Source organism: Aquamicrobium ahrensii (genome assembly GCF_040545755.1).
GTDB lineage: Bacteria > Pseudomonadota > Alphaproteobacteria > Rhizobiales > Rhizobiaceae > Mesorhizobium > Mesorhizobium ahrensii.
Window position 1 is genome coordinate 65794 of the sequence record NZ_JBEPMN010000015.1, and the last position, 19940, is coordinate 85733.

General features: G+C 59.8%; 21 protein-coding genes and 2 pseudogenes. 15 read left to right on the plus strand and 8 right to left on the minus strand.

Annotation, left to right across the window (positions count from 1 at the left end; all coding sequences use genetic code 11):
• Nucleotides 1–78: 78 nt before the first annotated feature.
• Both ABID44_RS15855 and ABID44_RS15860 read left to right on the plus strand, forming a co-directional pair.
• Nucleotides 79–417, plus strand: coding sequence for an MmcQ/YjbR family DNA-binding protein (locus tag ABID44_RS15855; RefSeq protein ID WP_354152680.1), 339 nt, complete (start codon nucleotides 79–81; stop codon nucleotides 415–417).
• A gap of 376 nt (nucleotides 418–793) precedes the next feature.
• Complete coding sequence (locus tag ABID44_RS15860; protein WP_354152703.1) at nucleotides 794–1021, plus strand: DUF1612 domain-containing protein; 228 nt, start codon at nucleotides 794–796, stop codon at nucleotides 1019–1021.
• Here ABID44_RS15860 and ABID44_RS15865 read toward each other — a convergent pair.
• The gene (locus ABID44_RS15865) at nucleotides 946–3942 is read right to left on the minus strand and encodes an ATP-binding protein (protein WP_354152681.1); all 2997 of its coding nucleotides are present in this window, start codon (nucleotides 3940–3942) and stop codon (nucleotides 946–948) included. The two genes, ABID44_RS15860 and ABID44_RS15865, sit on opposite strands and share 76 nt — an antisense overlap.
• A gap of 180 nt (nucleotides 3943–4122) precedes the next feature.
• On the opposite strand from ABID44_RS15865, the gene ABID44_RS15870 reads away from it, so the two are divergent.
• Together ABID44_RS15870 and ABID44_RS18695 are read left to right on the plus strand one after the other, a co-directional pair.
• Nucleotides 4123–4392, plus strand: coding sequence for a DUF1127 domain-containing protein (locus ABID44_RS15870; RefSeq protein ID WP_354152682.1), 270 nt, complete (start codon nucleotides 4123–4125; stop codon nucleotides 4390–4392).
• A gap of 35 nt (nucleotides 4393–4427) precedes the next feature.
• A pseudogene (locus tag ABID44_RS18695) lies at nucleotides 4428–4593 on the plus strand (IS66 family transposase); the annotation flags it as partial.
• Nucleotides 4594–4705: 112 nt separating this feature from the next.
• Here ABID44_RS18695 and ABID44_RS15875 read toward each other — a convergent pair.
• Nucleotides 4706–4954 (minus strand): hypothetical protein, encoded by a 249-nt coding sequence (locus tag ABID44_RS15875; RefSeq protein WP_354152683.1) that lies wholly within the window; start codon nucleotides 4952–4954, stop codon nucleotides 4706–4708.
• Between the two features lie 312 nt (nucleotides 4955–5266).
• On the opposite strand from ABID44_RS15875, the gene ABID44_RS15880 reads away from it, so the two are divergent.
• Together ABID44_RS15880 and ABID44_RS15885 are read left to right on the plus strand one after the other, a co-directional pair.
• Nucleotides 5267–5713: a transposase gene (locus ABID44_RS15880; RefSeq protein ID WP_354152684.1), complete on the plus strand. Its 447-nt coding sequence runs from the start codon at nucleotides 5267–5269 to the stop codon at nucleotides 5711–5713.
• A 534-nt stretch (nucleotides 5714–6247) separates the two neighbouring features.
• Complete coding sequence (locus tag ABID44_RS15885) at nucleotides 6248–7285, plus strand: GSU2403 family nucleotidyltransferase fold protein (RefSeq protein WP_354152685.1); 1038 nt, start codon at nucleotides 6248–6250, stop codon at nucleotides 7283–7285.
• Nucleotides 7286–7521: 236 nt separating this feature from the next.
• On the opposite strand, the gene ABID44_RS15890 is transcribed toward ABID44_RS15885, so the two are convergent.
• A complete protein-coding gene (locus tag ABID44_RS15890) occupies nucleotides 7522–8004 on the minus strand; it encodes a MarR family winged helix-turn-helix transcriptional regulator (RefSeq protein ID WP_354152686.1) in 483 nt (160 codons plus the stop codon).
• Between the two features lie 56 nt (nucleotides 8005–8060).
• Here ABID44_RS15890 and ABID44_RS15895 point away from each other — a divergent pair, with 56 nt between their 5' ends.
• From ABID44_RS15895 to ABID44_RS15915, 5 genes are all read left to right on the plus strand, one after another.
• Nucleotides 8061–8441 carry a VOC family protein gene (locus ABID44_RS15895; RefSeq protein ID WP_354152687.1) on the plus strand — a complete coding sequence of 127 codons (381 nt, stop codon included), beginning with the start codon at nucleotides 8061–8063 and terminating at the stop codon, nucleotides 8439–8441.
• Between the two features lie 21 nt (nucleotides 8442–8462).
• On the plus strand, nucleotides 8463–9179 hold the full coding sequence (locus ABID44_RS15900) for a glutathione S-transferase family protein (protein ID WP_354152688.1): 717 nt from the start codon (nucleotides 8463–8465) through the stop codon (nucleotides 9177–9179).
• A 46-nt stretch (nucleotides 9180–9225) separates the two neighbouring features.
• Nucleotides 9226–9948 carry a DUF1428 domain-containing protein gene (locus tag ABID44_RS15905; protein WP_354152689.1) on the plus strand — a complete coding sequence of 241 codons (723 nt, stop codon included), beginning with the start codon at nucleotides 9226–9228 and terminating at the stop codon, nucleotides 9946–9948.
• Nucleotides 9949–9952: 4 nt separating this feature from the next.
• Nucleotides 9953–10729, plus strand: a complete 777-nt coding sequence (locus ABID44_RS15910; protein ID WP_354152690.1) for a VOC family protein — start codon at nucleotides 9953–9955, stop codon at nucleotides 10727–10729.
• Nucleotides 10730–10817: 88 nt separating this feature from the next.
• Entirely contained in the window at nucleotides 10818–11297 is a 480-nt protein-coding gene (locus tag ABID44_RS15915; RefSeq protein WP_354152691.1) for a VOC family protein, read from the plus strand.
• Nucleotides 11298–11442: 145 nt separating this feature from the next.
• On the opposite strand, the gene metC is transcribed toward ABID44_RS15915, so the two are convergent.
• The 4 genes from metC to ABID44_RS15935 are packed head-to-tail and all read right to left on the minus strand — an operon-like array spanning nucleotide 11443 to nucleotide 15760.
• Nucleotides 11443–12618: a cystathionine beta-lyase gene (gene metC, locus ABID44_RS15920; RefSeq protein WP_354152692.1), complete on the minus strand. Its 1176-nt coding sequence runs from the start codon at nucleotides 12616–12618 to the stop codon at nucleotides 11443–11445.
• 50 nt (nucleotides 12619–12668) lie between these two features.
• A complete protein-coding gene (locus tag ABID44_RS15925; RefSeq protein WP_354152693.1) occupies nucleotides 12669–13448 on the minus strand; it encodes an enoyl-CoA hydratase/isomerase family protein in 780 nt (259 codons plus the stop codon).
• Nucleotides 13449–13474: 26 nt separating this feature from the next.
• Nucleotides 13475–14194, minus strand: coding sequence for a GntR family transcriptional regulator (locus tag ABID44_RS15930; protein WP_354152694.1), 720 nt, complete (start codon nucleotides 14192–14194; stop codon nucleotides 13475–13477).
• Between the two features lie 42 nt (nucleotides 14195–14236).
• Nucleotides 14237–15760, minus strand: coding sequence for a class I adenylate-forming enzyme family protein (locus ABID44_RS15935; RefSeq protein WP_354152695.1), 1524 nt, complete (start codon nucleotides 15758–15760; stop codon nucleotides 14237–14239).
• A 306-nt stretch (nucleotides 15761–16066) separates the two neighbouring features.
• Between ABID44_RS15935 and ABID44_RS15940 the strand changes: the two genes are divergently transcribed.
• Genes ABID44_RS15940 through ABID44_RS15955 form a run of 4 tightly spaced genes read left to right on the plus strand, consistent with a single transcriptional unit; the run spans nucleotide 16067 to nucleotide 19066 of the window.
• A complete protein-coding gene (locus ABID44_RS15940; RefSeq protein ID WP_354152696.1) occupies nucleotides 16067–16900 on the plus strand; it encodes a transporter substrate-binding domain-containing protein in 834 nt (277 codons plus the stop codon).
• Nucleotides 16901–16911: 11 nt separating this feature from the next.
• Complete coding sequence (locus tag ABID44_RS15945) at nucleotides 16912–17598, plus strand: amino acid ABC transporter permease (protein WP_354152697.1); 687 nt, start codon at nucleotides 16912–16914, stop codon at nucleotides 17596–17598.
• Nucleotides 17599–17603: 5 nt separating this feature from the next.
• Nucleotides 17604–18320 (plus strand): amino acid ABC transporter permease, encoded by a 717-nt coding sequence (locus ABID44_RS15950; RefSeq protein ID WP_354152698.1) that lies wholly within the window; start codon nucleotides 17604–17606, stop codon nucleotides 18318–18320.
• Nucleotides 18317–19066 carry an amino acid ABC transporter ATP-binding protein gene (locus tag ABID44_RS15955; protein WP_354152699.1) on the plus strand — a complete coding sequence of 250 codons (750 nt, stop codon included), beginning with the start codon at nucleotides 18317–18319 and terminating at the stop codon, nucleotides 19064–19066. Before ABID44_RS15950 ends, ABID44_RS15955 begins: the two co-directional genes overlap by 4 nt.
• 148 nt (nucleotides 19067–19214) lie before the next feature.
• Here the strand turns inward: ABID44_RS15955 and ABID44_RS15960 are convergent.
• Nucleotides 19215–19829: pseudogene (locus tag ABID44_RS15960) on the minus strand (TonB-dependent receptor domain-containing protein); the annotation flags it as partial.
• Nucleotides 19830–19940 lie beyond the last annotated feature (111 nt).

Sequence of the window (19940 nt, forward strand, 5' to 3'; positions counted from 1 at the left end):
GCGGGTCGCTGTTGCCTTGGATCATATTTGTCGCAGGCAAATATTTGCGATCGGACGATAGCTACGGGAGCGGCAGCGATGACTTTTGAAGAGGCGATGGATTATGCGCTCACTCTCCCCGGCACAGAGCCCTCGACCAGCTATCGTCAGCCTTGCGTCAAGGTGAACGGCAACGGCTTCCTTTTCGTCGGGCACGAGCCACAGGAATCTTTTGCCCTGCATATGGAGATGACCACCAAGCAGATCGTGCTGGAAACTCATCCCGAGACTTTCTTCGAGACGCCGCATTATTCCGGCTATCCAATTGTGTTGGTCCGTTATGACGGGTTGGATGGCGATCTCATCCGCGAGATGATCCGGCGGGCTGCCGATTGGGCGCGAGCCAAAGCGCCGCCCCGGCCTCGCAAGAAGCGGTGAGTTTGCGGCAAAACGGACTATCGATCGTCTCGGTGGTAGGCTTATTTTTCCTGACCGCCGATATTGAGCCAGCCCGTTTTCTGAAGAATGATCTCTGCTGGTTCCGCAGGCCTTTTCTCCGTCGGTAGGTAGAACGATAACGCCTCCGGCCCAACCGCTTTCTTCGGCGACCAACACGTTCATTTGCGCGACGGGATGGGAGGTCGGCTTCAATTCGCCGGCCGTCATCGGAAAGCGCCCGGCGGCGGTCATCTGATTGCTTTACCCCCACGACAGCCGCCTGAATGGGGATGATCATGGCGACAACGATCCCCTTTCGCGCGAGTTCGCCAATATCGATGACATTCTGAAGTATTCGCAGCGACTGATCGACCAGATGGCTGATGCTGCTTCACCAGCACGCGCGGAGAGGAAGTCGCTTTCTGCGGCTATTCTCTACGATGCTTGGGGAAGCCTGGTGCCGATAGAAAATCAGCACTGGTCTGGCGGTCATCTGGTCAGCGTTTATCTCCGTGGTCGAGGGAGCGGTCATCCCCACGTATCAAGCAGCGCTCTGGCGTTCTTCAGATCCGCCGTGTCCATACCTTCCACGAAGCCGCTATAGACGTCAGCCAGGAGGCCGTGCGCCTGTGAGGCCCGACCTTGCGCGCGCCACAGCGAGGCGAGGCTTGCGGCGGCACGCAGTTCCCAGGAAGAAGCGCCCTGGCGTCGGCTGATGTCGAGTCCTTGCAGGAACCAGGTTTCGGCCGTCTGGGACTCCCCTCGTCGCCGGGCCAGTTCGCCTGCAAGCCGGCAGAGTTCGGCGTCGTACCAGCGTTCGCCGGTGTTTTTGGCGATCGCCTGCGCTTCCTCCAGCAGGGCGGACGCCTCCTCCCACATTCGCTCCCGGGACAGGGCGTCGGCCATCAGGCACAGATAGTAGGGCATCAGCCACATGGTTCCTGTCGCGCGCCACTGGTCGATGCCGCGCCGAAGCGCGGTGATGCCGGCGCCCCTCCGCCCGCTTTGGACCAACGTCCAACCGCGCAGTATCCGCGCGCCACCCAGCCACAGCGAGGCGCCTGTCTTCCGACAGAGCCAGATCAGCTCCTCCACATGGTCGTGAACACGGCCGACATCGCCGCAGTGCTGGTGGACAACCGCCGCGCCCCACAGGCCCTGCTCGACGGCGAACGGATGATCGCTGGCGCGACTCAGTCCCAAAGCCGCTTCGATGTGGCGACGCGCTTCGTCGGCGCGCCCCTGTGCCCATCTCATCCAGCCTGCGGCCAGACGGATAACCACGCCGGGGCTCTCATCATAAGTATCGACAAGATGACGGTGGGCCTCGGTATTGTACAGTGAAAGACAGCGCTCCAGATGAAACTCCGCCGCCCCAAACTCCCCTGCGAACAGTTCCGTTTGGGCGGCGACATTTTGCGCCTGCAGCAGCGCAACCGGCTCCGGATGGCTCTCGGCACGCGCCAGGAGTTGATTGCACACTTCCCTGACACGACCTCCGTCGCCTCGATTGAGCGCAAGGTTCCAGAAGCCGCATTGCACGACGATTGCGCTATCAAGATCGTCAATCTCCCGGCATAGTTCGTCCGCCCGGGCGTAGACGTCGGAAAGCTCGGCTGCGGCGAACCCGTCGCTGGTGATCAAGGCGACCGCCAGCAATTGCTGTAACAGAAGCTCCTCCCGGATCATGTCCTGGTTCGATGCAGCGCTCTGAATGAGTGTGATCCCGCACCGCGCATGCTCGGCCGCCACACGTGGAGCGTGACGATGCTGCGCCTGCTCGCCCGCCAGCCGATGGTAACGCGCCGCGCGAAACCAGTCCTCACAGGCTTCAAAATGGACGGCCAGCGTGCTGGCGATTTCCGCGGCGCGCTCGCCGAGCACCTGTTCGCGCCATTCGCCGATGCTGCGATGCAGAGCGCTGCGCCGACCCAAAGTGAGCCCGGCATAGACCACTTCCCGATAGAGATCATGGCGGAACGCGAAACGGGCCCCGGCGGCCCCAGGCAGTTTCCCTGCATAGCTGGCGGGGGCAAGGAAAATCTGGCGACGCGCCATCGCCAGAGCCAACGCTTCGAGGTCCTGCGCCTCTGCCTCGGGCGCCAGCACCGCCGCCAGCTCGGCCATGGAGAATTCGGGCCCCAGCACGCTCGCGACCTCCAGCAACTGCCTGGCACGCGCATCGAGCTGCTCGAACTCGCCCGCGACAAATTCCCGAACACTGGCCGGAAGCGCAGGTTTTTGAATGGAGGCGGCGAGGCTCCAGCGTCCGTCACGATGCACGATCTCGCCGCGTCGCACCAGATCATCGATGATGGCGGTCATGAACAGCGGATGCCCCCCGCTCTGCTCATAAACAAGCCCCGGAAGAGAACAGAGGACGTTATCAGCGCCGAACCGGCTGGCGCAATAGGCTGCAACGGCCGCCTTGGACAGTGGCTCGAGTGAAAGCTCCTCGCACAGGCCGCGAACCTGCATCTCCCGTTTCAGGACCAGCAGCGGATGACGGGCGTCCGCCATCTCGGTGGTGCGATACGCTCCGATGATGAGAAGCCGCGCCTTCGGCGCCCGGCGGCGCGTCAGGGTGTCGATCAGTTCCAGGGTGGCGCCGTCGCACCATTGCAAGTCGTCAAGGCACAGCACCACCGGTCGCTCGACGGAGAGCGCCTCGACCGCATCGGCCATCTGCCGCAGCATGCGTTCTGGTCCCATCCTGAAAGTTCGCCGCTGTAACCCCTCCGCTTCCGCATCGCTGAGCAGCGCCGGCATTTGCGCCAGCCAGGCCGGGGCGTAGCGGGCGAGCACTGATTGCACAGTGGCTCCATCGCGTTCGCGGCACAGCAGGCTGAGGGCGTCCAGAAGGGGCAGATATGGCTCTGTCCTGCCAATATGCGGCAGGCATTGTCCGCGCGCCAACCACAGATCTCGCCGATCCGCCGATGCACCGAGAAACGTATGAAGCAGCACGGACTTGCCGATGCCCGGCGGCCCCGTGACCAGAACCAGTTGTCGTTCACCGGTGCGCGCCTTCGCCAGCATATCGCCCAAGGATGACAGTTCCGCCGCGCGCGCCACCAGCCGCGAAGGCGAAAATACCTCATGACCTGACGCAGTGGCCGAAGCATATGGCGGATGCAGGTCACAAGACGCCAGATCCGTCGCGGCTTGGGCCTCGACCCCGACGGGGAAAATGAAGCGATACCCATACCGATGGACCGTCGCGACGAAACGCGGCGTTTCGGTCGAATCCCCCAGGGCGCGCCGGATTTCCTTGATCGCCGTTTTGATGTTGGCGTCGCCGACATGCACATCATGCCAGACCGCATCGAGGAGCGCGCGCTTGGTCACCAGTCTTCCTGCATGCGTAAGCAGATGATGCAGGACCTGAAATGACTTCGGCTTGAGAGGGATCGGCCGCTCGCCGCGCCAGAGGCGCTTGTCGGCGGGGTCAAGGCGAAACGGCGGGAACGACAGCACCTCGCTCTCGCCAAGAGCCCCGGTGTGGACCCCGCTGATGCTGTCCATCTCCTTCATCCCAATGTGTTCGCGCAGCCGGCTCCCCTCCCGGCCAATCTGCGCGCTCTGGCGCGCGCACCCAACACCAGATCGATGATTTTACCCAAACTTCACCGAAAAACCATGGTGAGCTCATGACCGGGCACATCCATTGGTCGATGCTTGCTCCATGACAGGGGCGAGGGGCCCATGCGGCCACCAGGCCGCATCTGGACACGGGAGGCCGCGATGGCGGAGGTGCAGGTTCCCAAAGCGGAACGAGGATATGTGTTGCGGCCCTGGAAATGGATGGCGTCGACATTGGCCGCCATCCAGCAGTGGCGTCAGGCGGGGCTCACGCGCAGGGCCATAGCTGGTCTGGATCGCGACCAGTTGACGGATATCGGCTACCTGGAACCGCCACGGCCAACGATCGAAGTGAAACCGGGACTGATCACCAACCTGATGTCGATGAGCTGAGTTGTCGAGGACTTGCGACCGAGTGCAAGGCGGGTAGCTGGTTGCTCCATGAATGCGAAGGTCGCTCGCGCTCAGCCGAGGTGCTGAAGCTGATCAACCATATGCTCCGACGCGGGATCAATTTCGCCCGCTTCCTGGATGAAGGGAGGTACTGCCCCGGCAGCAACGCCCGTCTAACGCGCCTTACGGGGTATTGCTCTCTTGGTTATGTCGATCCAGGCGGATACAGCGAAAACATCCCTCCGCCTCCTTCGCCCTCGGCCGCCGGATGGGTACAACAGCAAACGATGGCTACCGGAAGCTGTCGAGGCGCTCAGGTGAGCCATTCCGGCGTTGCGACCGGAGAACCAACAGCATTCCACCGCATATGGGACGCTCCAGGAAATGACCGGCGCTCCGCCGCGTCCAGCGGCTCGTGCAGTCCTTCGGTGACGAGCCGGGTGGCGGTAAGATCAAACTCCTGGTGATCGCGGTCATTCTTCTCGCGCTGGTTTCCTCCCTCTTCAATTTCCCGGAAGTGGAAAGAAGTCTTCATCGAAGAAGATTGAGCTGAGGCTTCCATTTCACCGGATCACAGATCAGCACCCCGGCATTACAGTTTCCAGCGTGTCAGGCTGGGCAATCAAATCCCCAAATTGCGTGCCGCCTGGCCGACAGTACCGCCAGTTTCCTTCAGCCTCACTGTTGCCCACCTGAACGTTTCCATGAAATACGTCTTTCTCGTTTGCCCATCAGGTCTTTTTGTTGCGTTCAATGAAAGCATAAAATCCTTCCATTCCGCCGGGTAAGTCTACTTCAAAATTGTCAGCTTATTGACTCTCACGTGACACCCATTGATGTTGTAGAGGTGAAAGAACCACGAGCGGAGTATCTTATGGCCGATCCTCAAGAGACTGAACCAGTGCAGATCGCCACCGAAGCGCCTGCGAAAGCAGCTGAAGCAAAGAAAAAGACTCCCCGGTCGAAAGTAGCCAGGCCGGCGCGAAAGGCAGGCGCCAAATCGATGCTTGCGGAAACTGCCGCTGCTGCGACGGTTCGTAAGACGCGCAAGGTCTACTCTGAAAAAGAACGCGGCCAGTTGCTCGGCCAGATCGAGAAGTCGGTCGGTCGTGGAGAGAGCGTCAAGCACGCCACGGGTCAGGCCGGCATATCGGAGCAAACCTACTATCAGTGGAAAAAGACGGCGACCGCTGCATCGGCGGGCGGGGACCTGAAGGACCTGCTGGCACTTGAGGAAGAGAACAAACGTCTGAAGAGCCTCCTCGCAGAGCGTTTGCGCAAGGAGAATGCCGAGTTGAAGAAAAAACTCGGGCTCAACTGAGCTCAGCTTATAAAACTGTCTTCCATGTAGCCGACTGGCGGCGGGGCGTCCCATCCGCGGCGGCGTGCCGGAGTCATGCGTTGATCTCCATATTGCGACAGGCGACATCTTCCCTTTGGTCGCATATTGGCTGTCGTTCTGCGGCGTCAGCACCACGGAAGCGGGCAGGCGCTTCGCCCGGCCGCGTCGTCCGACTTAACCTCATCAACCTTATGATTTGATCTACCAGCGGTCATCCCGATTATTTGTAGAGACCGCAACGCGACGCCATGAATGACGGCTAAACCGTCTTCATCGCACGGCCTTTCTCCCAAGATCGTCAAGAGAATGAACAAGGCATAGACCACGAAGCCATTTGTCGTGGATATACGCGGTCGTCGCCGGAGTGCAGATCTGAAATCTGACAAAAATTATCCGTAAAATCAAATAGATCAACAGATTTGAATGAAATACATCCAAATTGTTGCAAAGTCGGTTATATCAGCATAACGTGCCTTGCAACAGTCTGATATAAATCATCGATCAAATGTTGGTATGTCTGATTTTATTGAATTAAACAACGATCAGAGGCGTGAGAAGGTGAATTCCGATCAGCGCTTCTCGGCGTATGAGCAGGCCCGCCAAAAAGCCCAAAGCTACCGGGGCTCGCTGGTGTGGCACATGGTGGGCGGTGTCGAACATCTGGCGCGCAGCTACTATAGCTCTTCAGGCGTGAGGCGTCAGAAGATGGAAGGGCGCCGGTCGTTCGAAACGGAAAAGACGAAGGCCGATTGGGAGGCCGCCCGAACATCCGCACAGGAAACGTTGGTGGCCCGAAAGGAGCAGCTGGAACGCCAGGCTGCGGTCAATCGTGCTTTGAGGCTTGGGCGCGTGCCGCTGCTTACGGCGAGGATCATCAGGGCGCTGGATAACGCAGGCCTGCTTGGCTCAGGCATAAGCATTGCCGGAACCAATGCAATCTACGCTTATGAAGCCGCCGCTGGCGTGTTTGTCGATCCCGGAATTACGACGACGGAAGACATCGACCTTCTCATGGACGCCCGCCGGGCCCTCAGGATCATGGCTGGCGATGGGGTGGAGGATGGGACGCTGATCAATCTGCTGCGCAAAGTCGATAAATCCTTTGAGCGCTCACAGGCATCATTCCGCGCCATCAACCGCGATGGTTTCCTTGTAGATCTGATCAAGCCCATCGCCAGCCCTGCATGGAGCAGGGATCGTGAGACGGTTGGGACTGGGGATGAAGAACTGGTCGCGGCCGGAATCGAAGGCTTGGCGTGGCTGGAGAACAGTGCTCCGTTCGAGGCCGTCGCGATCGACGAGAAGGGGTGGCCGCTGCGAATGATTGCGCCCGATCCTCGCGTCTTTGCCGCACACAAGCTGTGGGTGTCGAAGCGTGTGGACCGAGAACCCATCAAGCGGCGTCGGGACCTGGCTCAGGCAAAGGCTGTGGCGCGACTGACGGCTTCCTATTTTGAACATCTGCCCTATGAAGCAGAGGTTCTAAGATCTTTGCCGAAGGTGGTTTTTGAGGAGGCCAGACCCCTGTTCATGGAAGGCCGCGGGACATAGCAGGGGTCCATGGCTGCGCCTGGACACAGGATCGCTTGCTGACTGTCAGTGTCATCTGGTTTTGAATCGCGGGATTCCAAGGTTGCAACGGAAATGCATAGCGCCACGCGGCTCGGTCATCGGCCCGTTGCTTGTTGCGGGTCTTCGAACTGCACCAGCCCCCGGAGCGGTCACCAGCATCATAACGTCAGCCACGTCGTCTCGTCTCGTCTCGTCTCGGGAGCGGATTGCGGTCTTTATGATCGATCCTTCTCATTGCGATGCAGAAGTGTATTGAGATCGGCGCGCAGGCGGTCGGCCCCGCCGGGGGGCAACGCGCTTTCCACATCGCGGTGCGTGCTCGTCCAGATCGGAACGGCGCGGAAAAGCAGGGCGCGACCCTTTTCCGTCAGAACGAGACGGCGGGCCCGCCGGTCCCGCTCGTCAGGCCGCACCTCGATCAGCCCGTCGCGTTCCAGCGGCTTGAGATTCGCCGTCAAGGTGGTCCGATCCATCGCCAGAAGATCGGCCACAGAACCGAGCGTCGGCGGATGCGGGCGGTTGAGCGACATCAGAAGCGAGAACTGACCGCTCTTCAGCCCCAGTGGACGCAGCGTCTCGTCGAACCGGCGCGCCACCATCCGTGCGACGCGTTGTGTGTGCAGACACAGACAGTGGTCGCGCACGAAGAGCGTCATTTCGAACGGTACGATTTCGTGATTCGGCAGTTTGCTGGACATGAGGTATTTATGTTGATATCAACTGTATCGTCAAGCTGGCCATAGTGGAGGAGGTCATGCTCAAGGACAGGAATTCTTCGGCCATCGTCGCCGTTTCCGACATTGCGCGGGCGCGGCGCTTCTATTCGGACGTGCTGGGCCTCGAATTGGCCGAGGAAGACATGGACGGAGTGCTGGTGTTCCGCACCGGGGCCACGCATCTCGTTGTCTATCGCTCGGACGCGGCCGGAACGAACCGCGCCAACGCCGTGGTCTGGGAGGTCGAGGACGAGATCGAAGCGATCGTCGCCGATCTCGCCGCGAAGGGCGTCGTCTTCGAACACTATCCCGAAATCGGCGAGTTCCGCGATAACATCCATCATACCGGTGGCATGAAGCTCGTCTGGTTCAGGGACCCGGACGATAATATTCTCCACGTCAACCAGATGCCCGGCTGAGGCCGGGACAGGAGCGGCCTCATGAACGCCGTCGTTTTCGACCGGGAACCGGTCACGATCACCGCCTATGACTGGGTTCCGGGTTTCGCGCAGGGTCTGGTTCGCGACCTTCGCCTGCGCTGGGCCCTGGAGGAGGCAGGCTTGCCCTATGAGGTCGAGCTGGTGGCGCAAGGCACGCAGACCCAAGCGTACAACATGTCCCGTCAGCCTTTCGGCCAGATACCGACGCTGACGGCCGGCCCCGGGACCATGTTCGAATCCGGCGCTTGCGTGTGGCGCATCGCCGAGGCGAGCGAGGCGCTCCTGCCCGGAGACAAGGCCGGGCGCGACCAGTGCCTGTCCTGGATGTTCGCCGCGCTGAATACCGTGGAGCCGCCGCTGAGCATGATGGCGATGCTCTTCTTCTTTGAGCGAGAGCCACAGCATTTCGGTATCGCGGATGCCGGGGCCGTGGCGACGATCCGGCCCGGCGCGCGAAACGGCGCCGTGTTGCGGTTGAAGCAGTTTGCCGATGTGCTCGGGAAGCGCCAGCATCTCGTTGCGGACCGCTTCACGGTCGCGGACCTGATCATGGTGGCGGTTCTGCGCATCGCCGACAGCCTCGACCTCCTCGACGAGTCGCCCGACCTGCGCCGGTACGTCTCACTCCATACCGCCCGTCCTGCATTCCGCAGAGCGCTCGACGGGCAACTGGCGCCGTTCCGGGAAAACGCGATCAAATACGAAACGACAGGCTGACGCGCCTTCCGGCCATTCGTGTCTGCAAATTCTCAAGGAGATTTCCATGCCCTTCATCGAAGGATTCATTACCGCCATTCCCACAGCGAATCGTGAGGCCTTTCTCGATCACGCGAAAAAGGTGGTGCACGTCTTCCAGGATTTCGGCGCAGGTCGGATCGTGGACGCCTGGGGCGATGACGTGCCAAGAGGCGAGACCACGGATTTCCATCGCGCCGTCGAGGCGAAGGAGGACGAGGCGATCGGCTTCGGCTGGATCGAATATGCCGACCGGGCGACGCGCGACGCCGCGTCAGAGAAGATGATGAGCGACTCGCGCATGGCCGGGATCGGTGAAATGCCCTTCGATGGCCAACGAATGATCTTTGGCGGCTTCGAGCCGGTCGTCGATCGGGGCGAAGGCGGTAAGGCCGGTTATATAGAGGGCTTCGTCGGGGCGGTGCCGACCGCGAACAAGGAAAAGTTCATCGACCACGCTGAAAAGGCCGCGCCGCTCTTCCTGAGCGGGGGTGCGTTGCGCGTGGTCGAGTGTTGGGGCGCGGACGTGCCCAAAGGCAAGGTCACCGATTTCTACCGCTCGGTGAAGGCTGCGGACGATGAAACTGTCATCTTTTCGTGGGTGGAATGGCCGGACAAGGCGACCCGCGCCGCCGGCCAGGAAAAGCTTTTCGCGGAAATGGACGCACATATGAAGGACAATCCGATGCCCTTCGACGCCAGGCGGATGATCTTCGGCGGCTTCGAGATCATCAACGACAGCAGGGGATGAGGCGATGACGAACCGACAGGGACTTCCGATCTGGTATGAACTCATCACCGCGGATGCGGACGCCGCAGAGCGCTTCTATGGCGCTGTGCTCGGCTGGCGGTTCGAGGCTATGAGCACCGCGCCGGAAATGGATTATCGCATCGCGAGTGCTGGCAGCGCTGGCGTTGCGGGGCTGATGCAGCAGCCTGATGGTGCGGAGATGCCGCTGCGTTGGCTGGTCTATTTCGGCGTTGACGATGTCGACCGCAGCGTTCGGGATGCCCGGCAGGCGGGCGCATCCGTTCATGTCCCGCCGACGGATATTCCGGAAGTGGGACGCTTCGCCTTCCTTGCCGACCCTCAGGGCGCGCTCTTCTATCTGATGCGTGGCGCGAGCGAACAAGACAGCCAGGCCTTCCAGTGCGGCGAGAACCTGCCGCAGGGACATGCGGTCTGGAACGAGCTTAGCGCGCCCGACCCCGATGCGGCGATCGCCTTCTACCGTGCGCTTCTCGGCCTGCGCCGGGAGGGCGGGATGCCGATGGGCGAGCTCGGCGACTACAGTTTTATCCATGCGGGACCGGAATGCATCGGCGCGGTGATGGGCGAGGCCCCGAACGGGCAGCCCGGCTGGCAGGTCTATTTCTCGGTTGACGATATCGATGAGGCCGTGAACCGGCTTGGTCAGGCCGGCGGGCGTACGATTCAGGGGCCTGACGAGATTCCCGGCAATTGCTTCGCTCTCGTCGCCGAGGACCCGCGGGGCGCGCGCTTTGGTCTTGTCGGACCGCGAACCCGTTAACGTCGCCGGCAATGACGACCATTCATCCACGATTGGCGGCGGCTCTGCGCCGACCCTTTGGGGGCCTTGAGAAGCGAAAGGACAAAATATGACGATCGCCAGGAACACGATCTGCCTCTGGTACGACAAGGACGCCGAGGAGGCGGCCCGCTTCTATGCCGAGGTTTTCCCTGACAGTTCGGTGAAGGCGGTCCACCGTGCTCCGAGCGACTACCCGTCGGGCAAGGCGGGTGACGTGCTGACGGTCGATTTCACCGTAGCCGGCATCCCCTGTATCGGCCTCAATGGCGGGCCGGCGTTCAAGCATAGCGAGGCCTTCTCGTTCCAGATCGCCACCGATGATCAGGAGGAAACCGACCGCTACTGGAACGCCATCGTCGGCAATGGCGGACAGGAAAGCGCGTGCGGCTGGTGTAAGGACAGATGGGGCGTGAACTGGCAGATCACGCCGCGCGTTCTGACCGAGGCGATGGCTGCCGGCGGCGCTGAAGCGAAACGCGCGTTCGAGGCGATGATGGAGATGAGGAAGATCGACGTCGCCGCGATCGAGGCTGCCCGGCTGGGTTGACTGAAGGCCATCCGATCTGACCCGTCGCCGTGTGATCTTCCAGAACTACACGCTGTTTTCCATCTCTCTGACGTCTACAGCCTTCCCTTATCCGGGCGTTGGCGGCGCTGCCTGCGAAAGCAGGATTAACCCATCGATGGATAAGTCATCGCTGCGGTCGCAGTGCGTCGAAGCCCTTTTCGAGATCGGCGATAATGTCGGTGAGTTCTTCAAGCCCTGTATGAAGGCGGAAGAACGGACCACGACCATTCCAGTTCCCCAGCGTGCGGATTTTCTGCGGGGCAGATGGCATGATCAGGCTTTCGAAGCCGCCCCATGACGCGCCGATACCGAACAGTTCCAGCGTTTCGGCAAGGGTTTCGACATCCTTTGCCGAATAGTCGTTCGTCAGCTCTACGCTGAGCAAACCATTCATGCCTGCGCAATCACGCTTCCAGAGTTCATGATTGGGGTCGTCGGGCAATGCGGGACAATATATTCTGGCAACTTCCGGCCGCGCCGAAAGCCATTCGGCGACGGCAAGCGCGCGTTCACCATGCGCCTTGATGCGCAGCGGCAGCGAACGGATTCCCCTTGCTACCAGAAAGGCGTCATCGGCGCTTGCGGTCTGGCCGAAATTGACCGTTGCGGCGTGCAGGCGCGGCCATGACGCTTCATTGGCCACGGCCACGCCCATCATGACGTCGGCGTGACCGCCGAGATATTTCGTGGCCGCCGTGATCGAGATGTCGGCGCCGAGATCGAGGGGTCTGTAGAGAATGCCCGATCCCCATGTGTTGTCGGCGACGACGAGGATGTCACGCTCATGCGCCAGATGTGCGATGGCCGGCAAGTCGACAATGTCATAGGTCATCGACCCGGGACTCTCGACATAGATGAGACGGGTGTTATCCCTGATCTTTTCGGCTATATCGCTGCCGTCGGGCCTGTAAATCGTATGCTCGACGCCGAGCCGGGCCATCTCATGGCTGACAAACCTTCGGACCGGTTCGTAGACGGCGTCGCTCAACAGGATATGGTCGCCACTTCCCAGAAAGCCCATCAGCACCACGGCGATAGCTGCCTGTCCCGTGGGGAACAGATGGCAGCGATATCCACCCTCCAGTGCTTCAACCAGTTCCTCCAGCGCCATGGTGCTGTCGGTGCCACGGGCGCCATATGAAGCAACACGTTCCGTGTCGCGGCGCGCGCGGGCATCGTGCAGCGCTTCCATCGTTTCAAAGACGTAAGTGCTGGCGCGGCTGACAGGCGTGTTGACCCATCCTGTCTTGGGGCGTCCGGCATGGAGAAGGCGGGTCTGGCTCGGGCCGGGTTTCGGCATGTGGGTTATCCCATATGTCTGCAGAAATGGATAAACGGTCTGGCGCTGCTTCAGCGCGTCAGGAAGCGCTCGCGGGCCTGCTGGCCTTCGACGCTGTCGCGGCAAACGATCGCCTGATCGGCATCCATGTAGATGCCCATATGGTGAAGCGGTGTCGCGCAGGCGTTGACCGCCTCTTTGGTCATTCGCAACAGTGCTGGCGGCGAAACCTCGGCGCGCTTGAGCAAGGCCTGCGCCGCCTCGACCGCCTGGCCGGTTTCGGCAATCTCCTCGATGACGCCGAGGTCAAGGGCATCGTTGGCGGAAAGCTTCTCGGCAAGCAGGATAAGTTTCTTCGCCCGGGCTGCGCCGACAAGCGAAACTATACGTGGGATGGCGCCCCATCCCATGTTCAGCCCGACCTTCGTCTCAGGAAGATACAGGAAGGAGGACCGGTCCATGACGCGCCAGTCGCAGGCGAGCGCCAGCGCCACCGAACCGCCCACCGCCGGGCCGTTGATGGCGGCTACCGTCAGTTGCGGCAGGTCCTGCCACATGCGGCACAGTCGCGCCCCGCGCTGGGCCACATTGCGCCGGGCCAGCAGCGAGGTGTCGGTTTCCTGCCATTTGGCCGGATCCTTGAGATCTATCCCGGCCGAAAAGATATCCTTCGCGCCTGTGAGAATCACCAGATGGATGTCGAGCGCATCAGAAAGGTCCTGCGCGAGTTCCGTCAGAGCGAGAATGGCGTCCTGATCAATGGCGTTGCGGTTGCGACCACGATCGAAACGCACGATTGCGGTTGCGCCGTCACGAGTGACCGTCACGCTGTTGCCGTAAGTATCTTTCATGGAAAAACCTCGGGATGCTCTGCTCGCTAGAGTACAATGCGGGTGGCGTACTGGAATTCGTACGGCGGGTAGTAGGAGATGGAGACTTCCATCAGCTTGTTCGAGCTGTTGTAGAAGCGGCGGATGACAAGCAGGGCCGGGTCTTTGCTGTCATATTTCAGCGTCTGGGCGATCGGTTCCGGGAAGGTTGATGCGGATACCTCGACATCGACATATTTGACCGTCTCGCCATACAGCTTCGTGATCAGCGCATAGGTGCCGCCCTGGACCTTGCCGACCATCTCGACGATGCCGCTATATTCCTTGCGGATATAGATATAGGACCAGGAAATGGGCCGGTTTACCCCCGGCACGCTGCGATATGTGTTCAGCAGCATCCAGTCCTTGAGGTTTTCGTCCAGCGTCAATTCGGCTGGCTGCGCTTCCAGAACGGCTTCAACGGAAGCCAGCGACAGATCCGTGTTACGCAGATAACGGCCAAGGCTGTCCGCGGCCTCGAAATCAAGGCCGTACTTGCCTCTCGAAAACCGGTTGATGACCTTGGTGCCCGCTCGCTTGCGCCGCTCCACAAGGCCGCGCTCCTGAAGCAGTCTTATGGCCTCGCGCATCGTATATCGGCTGACATTGAACTCTTCGCACAGTGTCAGTTCGTTTGGAATCTTGTTTCCAACGAGATACGCGCCATCTTCAATCCTGGACGATAGAATATCGACGATATCCCCCGCCGTATATTTGCTTCTCGCCAAGCTGCCCCCCTAATTCACTGAAGAAACCGGTTCTTCTGCACGCTACTGATCGAGAAGTGCGGAAATTTTTTCCTTTAGCATGAATTTCTGAACTTTCCCCGACGAGGAATGAGGCAATCCGTCAACGATGAATATGCGCTTCGGAACCTTGAATCCTGCCAGATGCTGGCGGCAAAAATCCCGCAATTCCCCCGCATCAACCGTGCAACCGGCAGCCGCCACCACCGCGGCGACAAGTTCTTCTCCCCAATATTCGTGGGGGACGCCGAAAACCGCAGCTTCCATCACACTTTCGTGGCGCGCGAGGCAATTCTCAACCTCAAGCGCTGCGACGTTCTCTCCGCCGGTCTTGATCATATCCTTGCTGCGCCCGAGAAAATACGCGAAACCATCCTCATCGATCCTGATGATGTCGCCGGTATGCAGCCAGCCGTCCGACGTCAGGGTTTCGCGGGTCAGGTCGGGCTGCCGCCAATAACCACTGAAAATCGTCGGCCCCTTGATCTCCAGAATTCCGGGGCCTTTCTGGTCTTCCAGAAGGCGGCGCTGCTCATCGACGAAGCGGTAGGAGAAGTGCCTCCAGAAATAGCCTGTTGAGCCGGGATGAGACATGATTTCGTGCGTGTAGCGGTTTTTGATTGTGGTCACGCAGCTTTCCGTCTGCCCGAATCCCCAACTGAATTCGGCGTTGTGGAATACCTGACGGATGTGTTCCTGACGCCATTCGCCCAGTGGCGCGGCCGCCGTCTGCACGAAGGTCACCGAGGAGATGCGATGTGTGGTGAAATCCTTCATGTCCGTCAGGCCGACCCACATGGTCGAGAGCAGAAACAGATGCGTTGGCTGAACCTCCATCAGCGTGGCCATGGTCGAGGCCGGCTCGAACCGCGGCAGGATGTGGAGCGACCCGCCCGCATAGAGCACCGGACCGTTGACCACGCCGAACCCGCCGACATGGAACAATGGAGTGGCCAGGATGGCGCGAGCCGTCTCGTTGATGCCCAGTTCGACAATGTAGTTGATGGCGTTCCATACAAGGTTGCCATGGGTGAGCATCGCCCCCTTGGGGCGCGAGGTGGTGCCGGATGTATACAGGATCAGCGATACGTCGCCATCCTCGACGTCGCCGAAACGTGTCGTCAGGGCCGGGAGATCGGGGTCAGGCAGGTCGTCCGGCAGGGAATGCAGAACCACGACCCGGCCCGACAGCTTGTCTGCGATCGACTCCGAAATCTTCGAGAGGGCGGCGTCGATGAGGAGCACCTTCGGTTCGCAGTCGTCGATCAGATAAAGCAGTTCATCGACATTGTAACGTATGTTGACCGGCACCAGAATAAAGCCGGTGATGGCGGTGGCGTGCATGAGCGCCAGATAGTCGATGCTGTTGTCGCCCATAATGGCGACTCGTTCACCCCTGCGCACGCCGAAGCTTTCCAGATATTTCGCCAGCGCTCGGGCGCGTCGGCAGAACTGGCCGAAGTCAAGCTTGGTGACGGCGTCCGACACCGCGATCTTTCCGGGAAAACGCTCGGCGTTGAACATGGCTGACTGATAGATATTCGGCATTGACGGGTCCACGTTCCAACTGTGCGAGAGAGTGCTCTCGGTTGGCGATGGATATATTATGTCGAACATAAAATGTCTATCTCTTCCTCCGCGACAATGGGTGGAGGTAAATGCCAATCCGATCTAAAAATAGAAAAATATTGTATGAAATCATATCGATATCAAATATTTTTCCAGGGTCCCGGCTTTTGGAAAGCCGTCAAATTGATCCGCTTGACGATATTTGATCATATATGTATGACATATTTATCAGATCGGGAGATGCGTCCAGCTCTTTCGATGGGTGCGCAATAAGGAGGACGTGACGTGCGCTGGAATCTAAGAACCATTTCCATAGTCGGGGGACTTCTGGCGGCTGGCTGCGTCGCCACGGTGTCCCACGGAGCTACGCTCGAAGAGATCAAGCAGAAGGGCGAGCTCGTCTGCGCTACCCAGGATGCTGCGCCTCCTTACGGCTTTCGCGACACCCAGACCAACCGGTATGCTGGCTACGATGTGGAGATGTGCAAGGCCATCGCCGAGCATATCGGCGTGAAGCTGGTTCACAAGCCGGTTTCCACCGAAGCGCGCATCGGCGAGCTGAAGATGGGTCGGGTCGATGTTCTGGCCGGGGCCGTGACATGGTTGCCGGAGCGCGCCGAGCAGTTTGATTTCAGCCACCAGTATCTTCAGGCCGCGGTGCGCATTCTTGTTCGTGCGAATTCCGACATCAAGACACCGGCGGACATGGACGGACGCAAGATCTGCGCGGCCAAGGGCTCCAGCGGCGCCGCCATCGCCACGAGGACCTTCAAGAATTCGCAGCTTATTACGCTTCAGGGACTGGGTCCCTGCTATCTCGCACTGCAGAGTGAGAAGGTCGATGGCGTCATCGGCGGCGAGTTGACCACCAAGCGTTTCGAGATCGACTCCAGGGAAAGCGACAAGGATCCCGTCCGGCTGCTGGATGAGCCCGTTGCGCAGGAGCATATCGGCATCATCGTGCAGAAAGGCAACAGCGATCTGCTTGCCGCCATTAACGAGACGGTGGTCGAGCTGGACAAGTCCGGCCAGTTGGATGAACTTTACGATCAGTGGTTCGGCTCGAAGTCGATCTATAATTTCGTCCGCAACTTCGCTGTCGAACCCATCGAGCAGTAAATCGGATGGGCATGGATTTCAGCTTCCTGGCGCAAGAAGAGTTTCTTCTTGCGCTAGTGGATGGACTTCTCATCACCTGCAAGCTGTTCCTCGCCTCCTGGATCTGCGGTTTCGCGATCGCACTGGTGATGGCGAACCTGCGCGACGTCAGGTTTGCGGTGGTGCGCTTCGTGGTCTCCGCCTATCTTGAATATCACCGCAATGTCCCCACCGTGGTGCAGATGCTGGTGTGGTACTTCGCCATGCCGGAGCTCCTGCCGGATTCGATCCGCTTGTGGGTCAATCGTGGCAACACGGAATTCCTGTTCGCCTGGGTGGCCTTGTCGCTGAATGTCAGCGCCTATTTCGCCGAGGATATCCGCTCCGGCGTTCGCGCCATTCCCGCGACCCAGTTCGAGGCCGCGCGCGCGATCGGGCTTAGCGCGCTGGGGGGGATCATCTATGTCATTCTTCCGCAGGCGGTGCGGCTGACCATCCCCACTCTTCTCAATCGCACGCTGATTCTGTTCAAGGACACCAGCCTGGCCATGGCGATCGGCGTGGCGGAGCTGACCTATCAGGTCAGGAACATCGAGAACATCACCTTTCGCGCGTTCGAGGCCTACTTCATCGCAACGGTCGCCTATCTCACCATATCGTTGCTCATCATGTTTGCCGGCGCCTGGTTCTCCAGACGGTTCACCGTGGCCTACAGGTGACGCACATGTTCGAATTCATCCAGAAATACGGGCTGTTCTATCTGCTCGGCGGCTGGCCCGAGACGGAACTGGGCGGATTTGCCGGAACGCTTGTATTGGCCGGCGTCGGCGTCGGCGTTTCCTTTCCGCTGGCCATCGTGATTGGTTTTGCCCGTACATCGAAGAATCCGGCGTTCTTTATTCCCGCAAGCGTCTGGGTCTACATGCTGCGCGGCATTCCTTTGCTGATGATTTTGTTCTGGGCATATTTTCTGATCCCTGAACTCACCGGCCGCGCGATGACGCCTTTCGCAACGGCCATGGCGGCGATCATCATCTACGAATCCGCATTCATGGCGGAAATCGTCCGCGCCGGGATCCTCGGCCTCCCCAAAGGCCAGACGGAAGCAGCGCGTTCGATCGGGTTGGGGTACTGGCAGGCCATGCGCTACGTGGTTCTGCCGCAGGCGCTGGTCAATATGATCCCATCCTTCGTGAACCAGTTCGTTTCCACGGTGAAGGCAACTTCGATCGTCTACATTATCGGGGTCTCGGAACTGACTTTCGTGGCCCAGCAGGTGAACGCCATCGAGGTGACGAATCCGGTGCGTACCTTCATCGTACTCGCCTTCTTCTATTTCATTCCCTGTTGGGGGCTGTCTGTCCTGTCGCGGAAGATCGAGCGTGACATTGGCGCCAGACGAAAAGCTGCAAACGCGCCAGGCAAGGAAATCCGCATATGACGGACACCGCACGCAACACCATGGTGGAAATCCGCGATCTGGAAAAATACTACTCCAGCTTCAAGGTACTGGACGGTATTTCCGGCTCCGTGAAAAAGGGGGAGGTCATTGTGATCTGCGGGCCGTCAGGCTCCGGAAAGTCGACGATGATCCGCACGATCAACCGTCTGGAGGAGATCGACGGCGGCCAGATCGTAGTCGACGGTCGCGATATCCATGATCGAAACTACGACATCAACCAGCTTCGTTCGAAGATCGGGTTTGTCTTCCAGCAGTTCAATCTGTTTCCGCATCTGTCGGCGAGGGATAACGTCACGTTGTCGCCTTTAAAGGTGGCAGGCATGCCGGCCAGGGAGGCATCCGAACTGGCCGAACATCTGTTGCAGAAGGTCGGGCTTTCCGACAAGCTGGACGCAATGCCGGCAAGTCTTTCGGGTGGGCAGCAGCAGCGCGTGGCGATTGCCCGGGCCTTGGCGCAAAACGCTCCGCTGATGCTGTTCGACGAGCCCACCAGCGCCCTCGATCCCGAAATGGTGGGTGAGGTCCTGACAGTTATCCAGCAATTGGCCGAAGAAGGCCAGACGATGATGATTGTGACTCACGAAATGGGGTTTGCGGGCAAGGTCGCGGATCGTATCTGGTTCATGGATCGGGGCCGGATTCTCACCCAGTCTCCACCCGGCGAGTTCTTCAACAATCCTGAGCATCCGCGGGTGCAGAAGTTTCTTTCCGACATGTTGCGTTGAGGCATGTATCCCACATCCGCTTCCCGGTAAGGCCGGTTGATGTGTAATTGCCACGGGTGATAGACCGGCGGATATAGTGACGGTCACGCGAACAATGCGTCGGTCAACGTGTTCAGGGCGGGCCAATGGTCCACCCTGAACGTGAAGGTCAGAACTTCGCCGTGATGTTCAGGCGGAAGGTGCGGCCGGGCGCTGGCATCAGCGCGGCGTTAAGCGCATCCATGTAATACTGGTCGGTCAGATTATCGATCGCAAAGTCGAGACGCGTCGTTTCGTTGAAATCGTAGCTGCCGAACACATCCACCAACGTATACGGCCTCCATTTTCCCGGCTGGATTTCGGGCATTGTAGCTGCCGTGCTTTCGGCAAAACGATGCGAGTAATGAGAAATTCTGGTCCCCAGTAACAGGCGATTTTCGAACATCCTGTATTTGAGTTCGAGCGAAACGGTGTCTTTCGGTGGGACATGCTGCAAGGCGTAGCTGTTCGCGAAGCCACCCTCGCTACACAGGCTGTCCTGTCTCCAGAGCGTGCCGGGTTTTGCGCAGAAACGCGATTTGATCGCATGGTTCCATCCAAGCCGAGCTGAAAAATTGCCGATCTCGTAGTCGGCGCTCAACTCGACCCCTGTCATTCTGGCGTTGTCCAGATTGATCATTCCCAAACCGCCGACCTGACCGGCGATGGGCGTATCGTAGATGACATTCGAACGCGTCAGATAATCGTCAATATCGTTATCGTAATAGGCTGCGTGCAGCCTGAGACGGTCGCCGTTTCCGGTGAGGTGGACCCGTCTGGTGAGACAGCTTGGCGGCTTGGCTAAGGTGGATCGGGTTGGTTTCTACGCCGCCAATTGCTCCGTCATTTGTGCCGT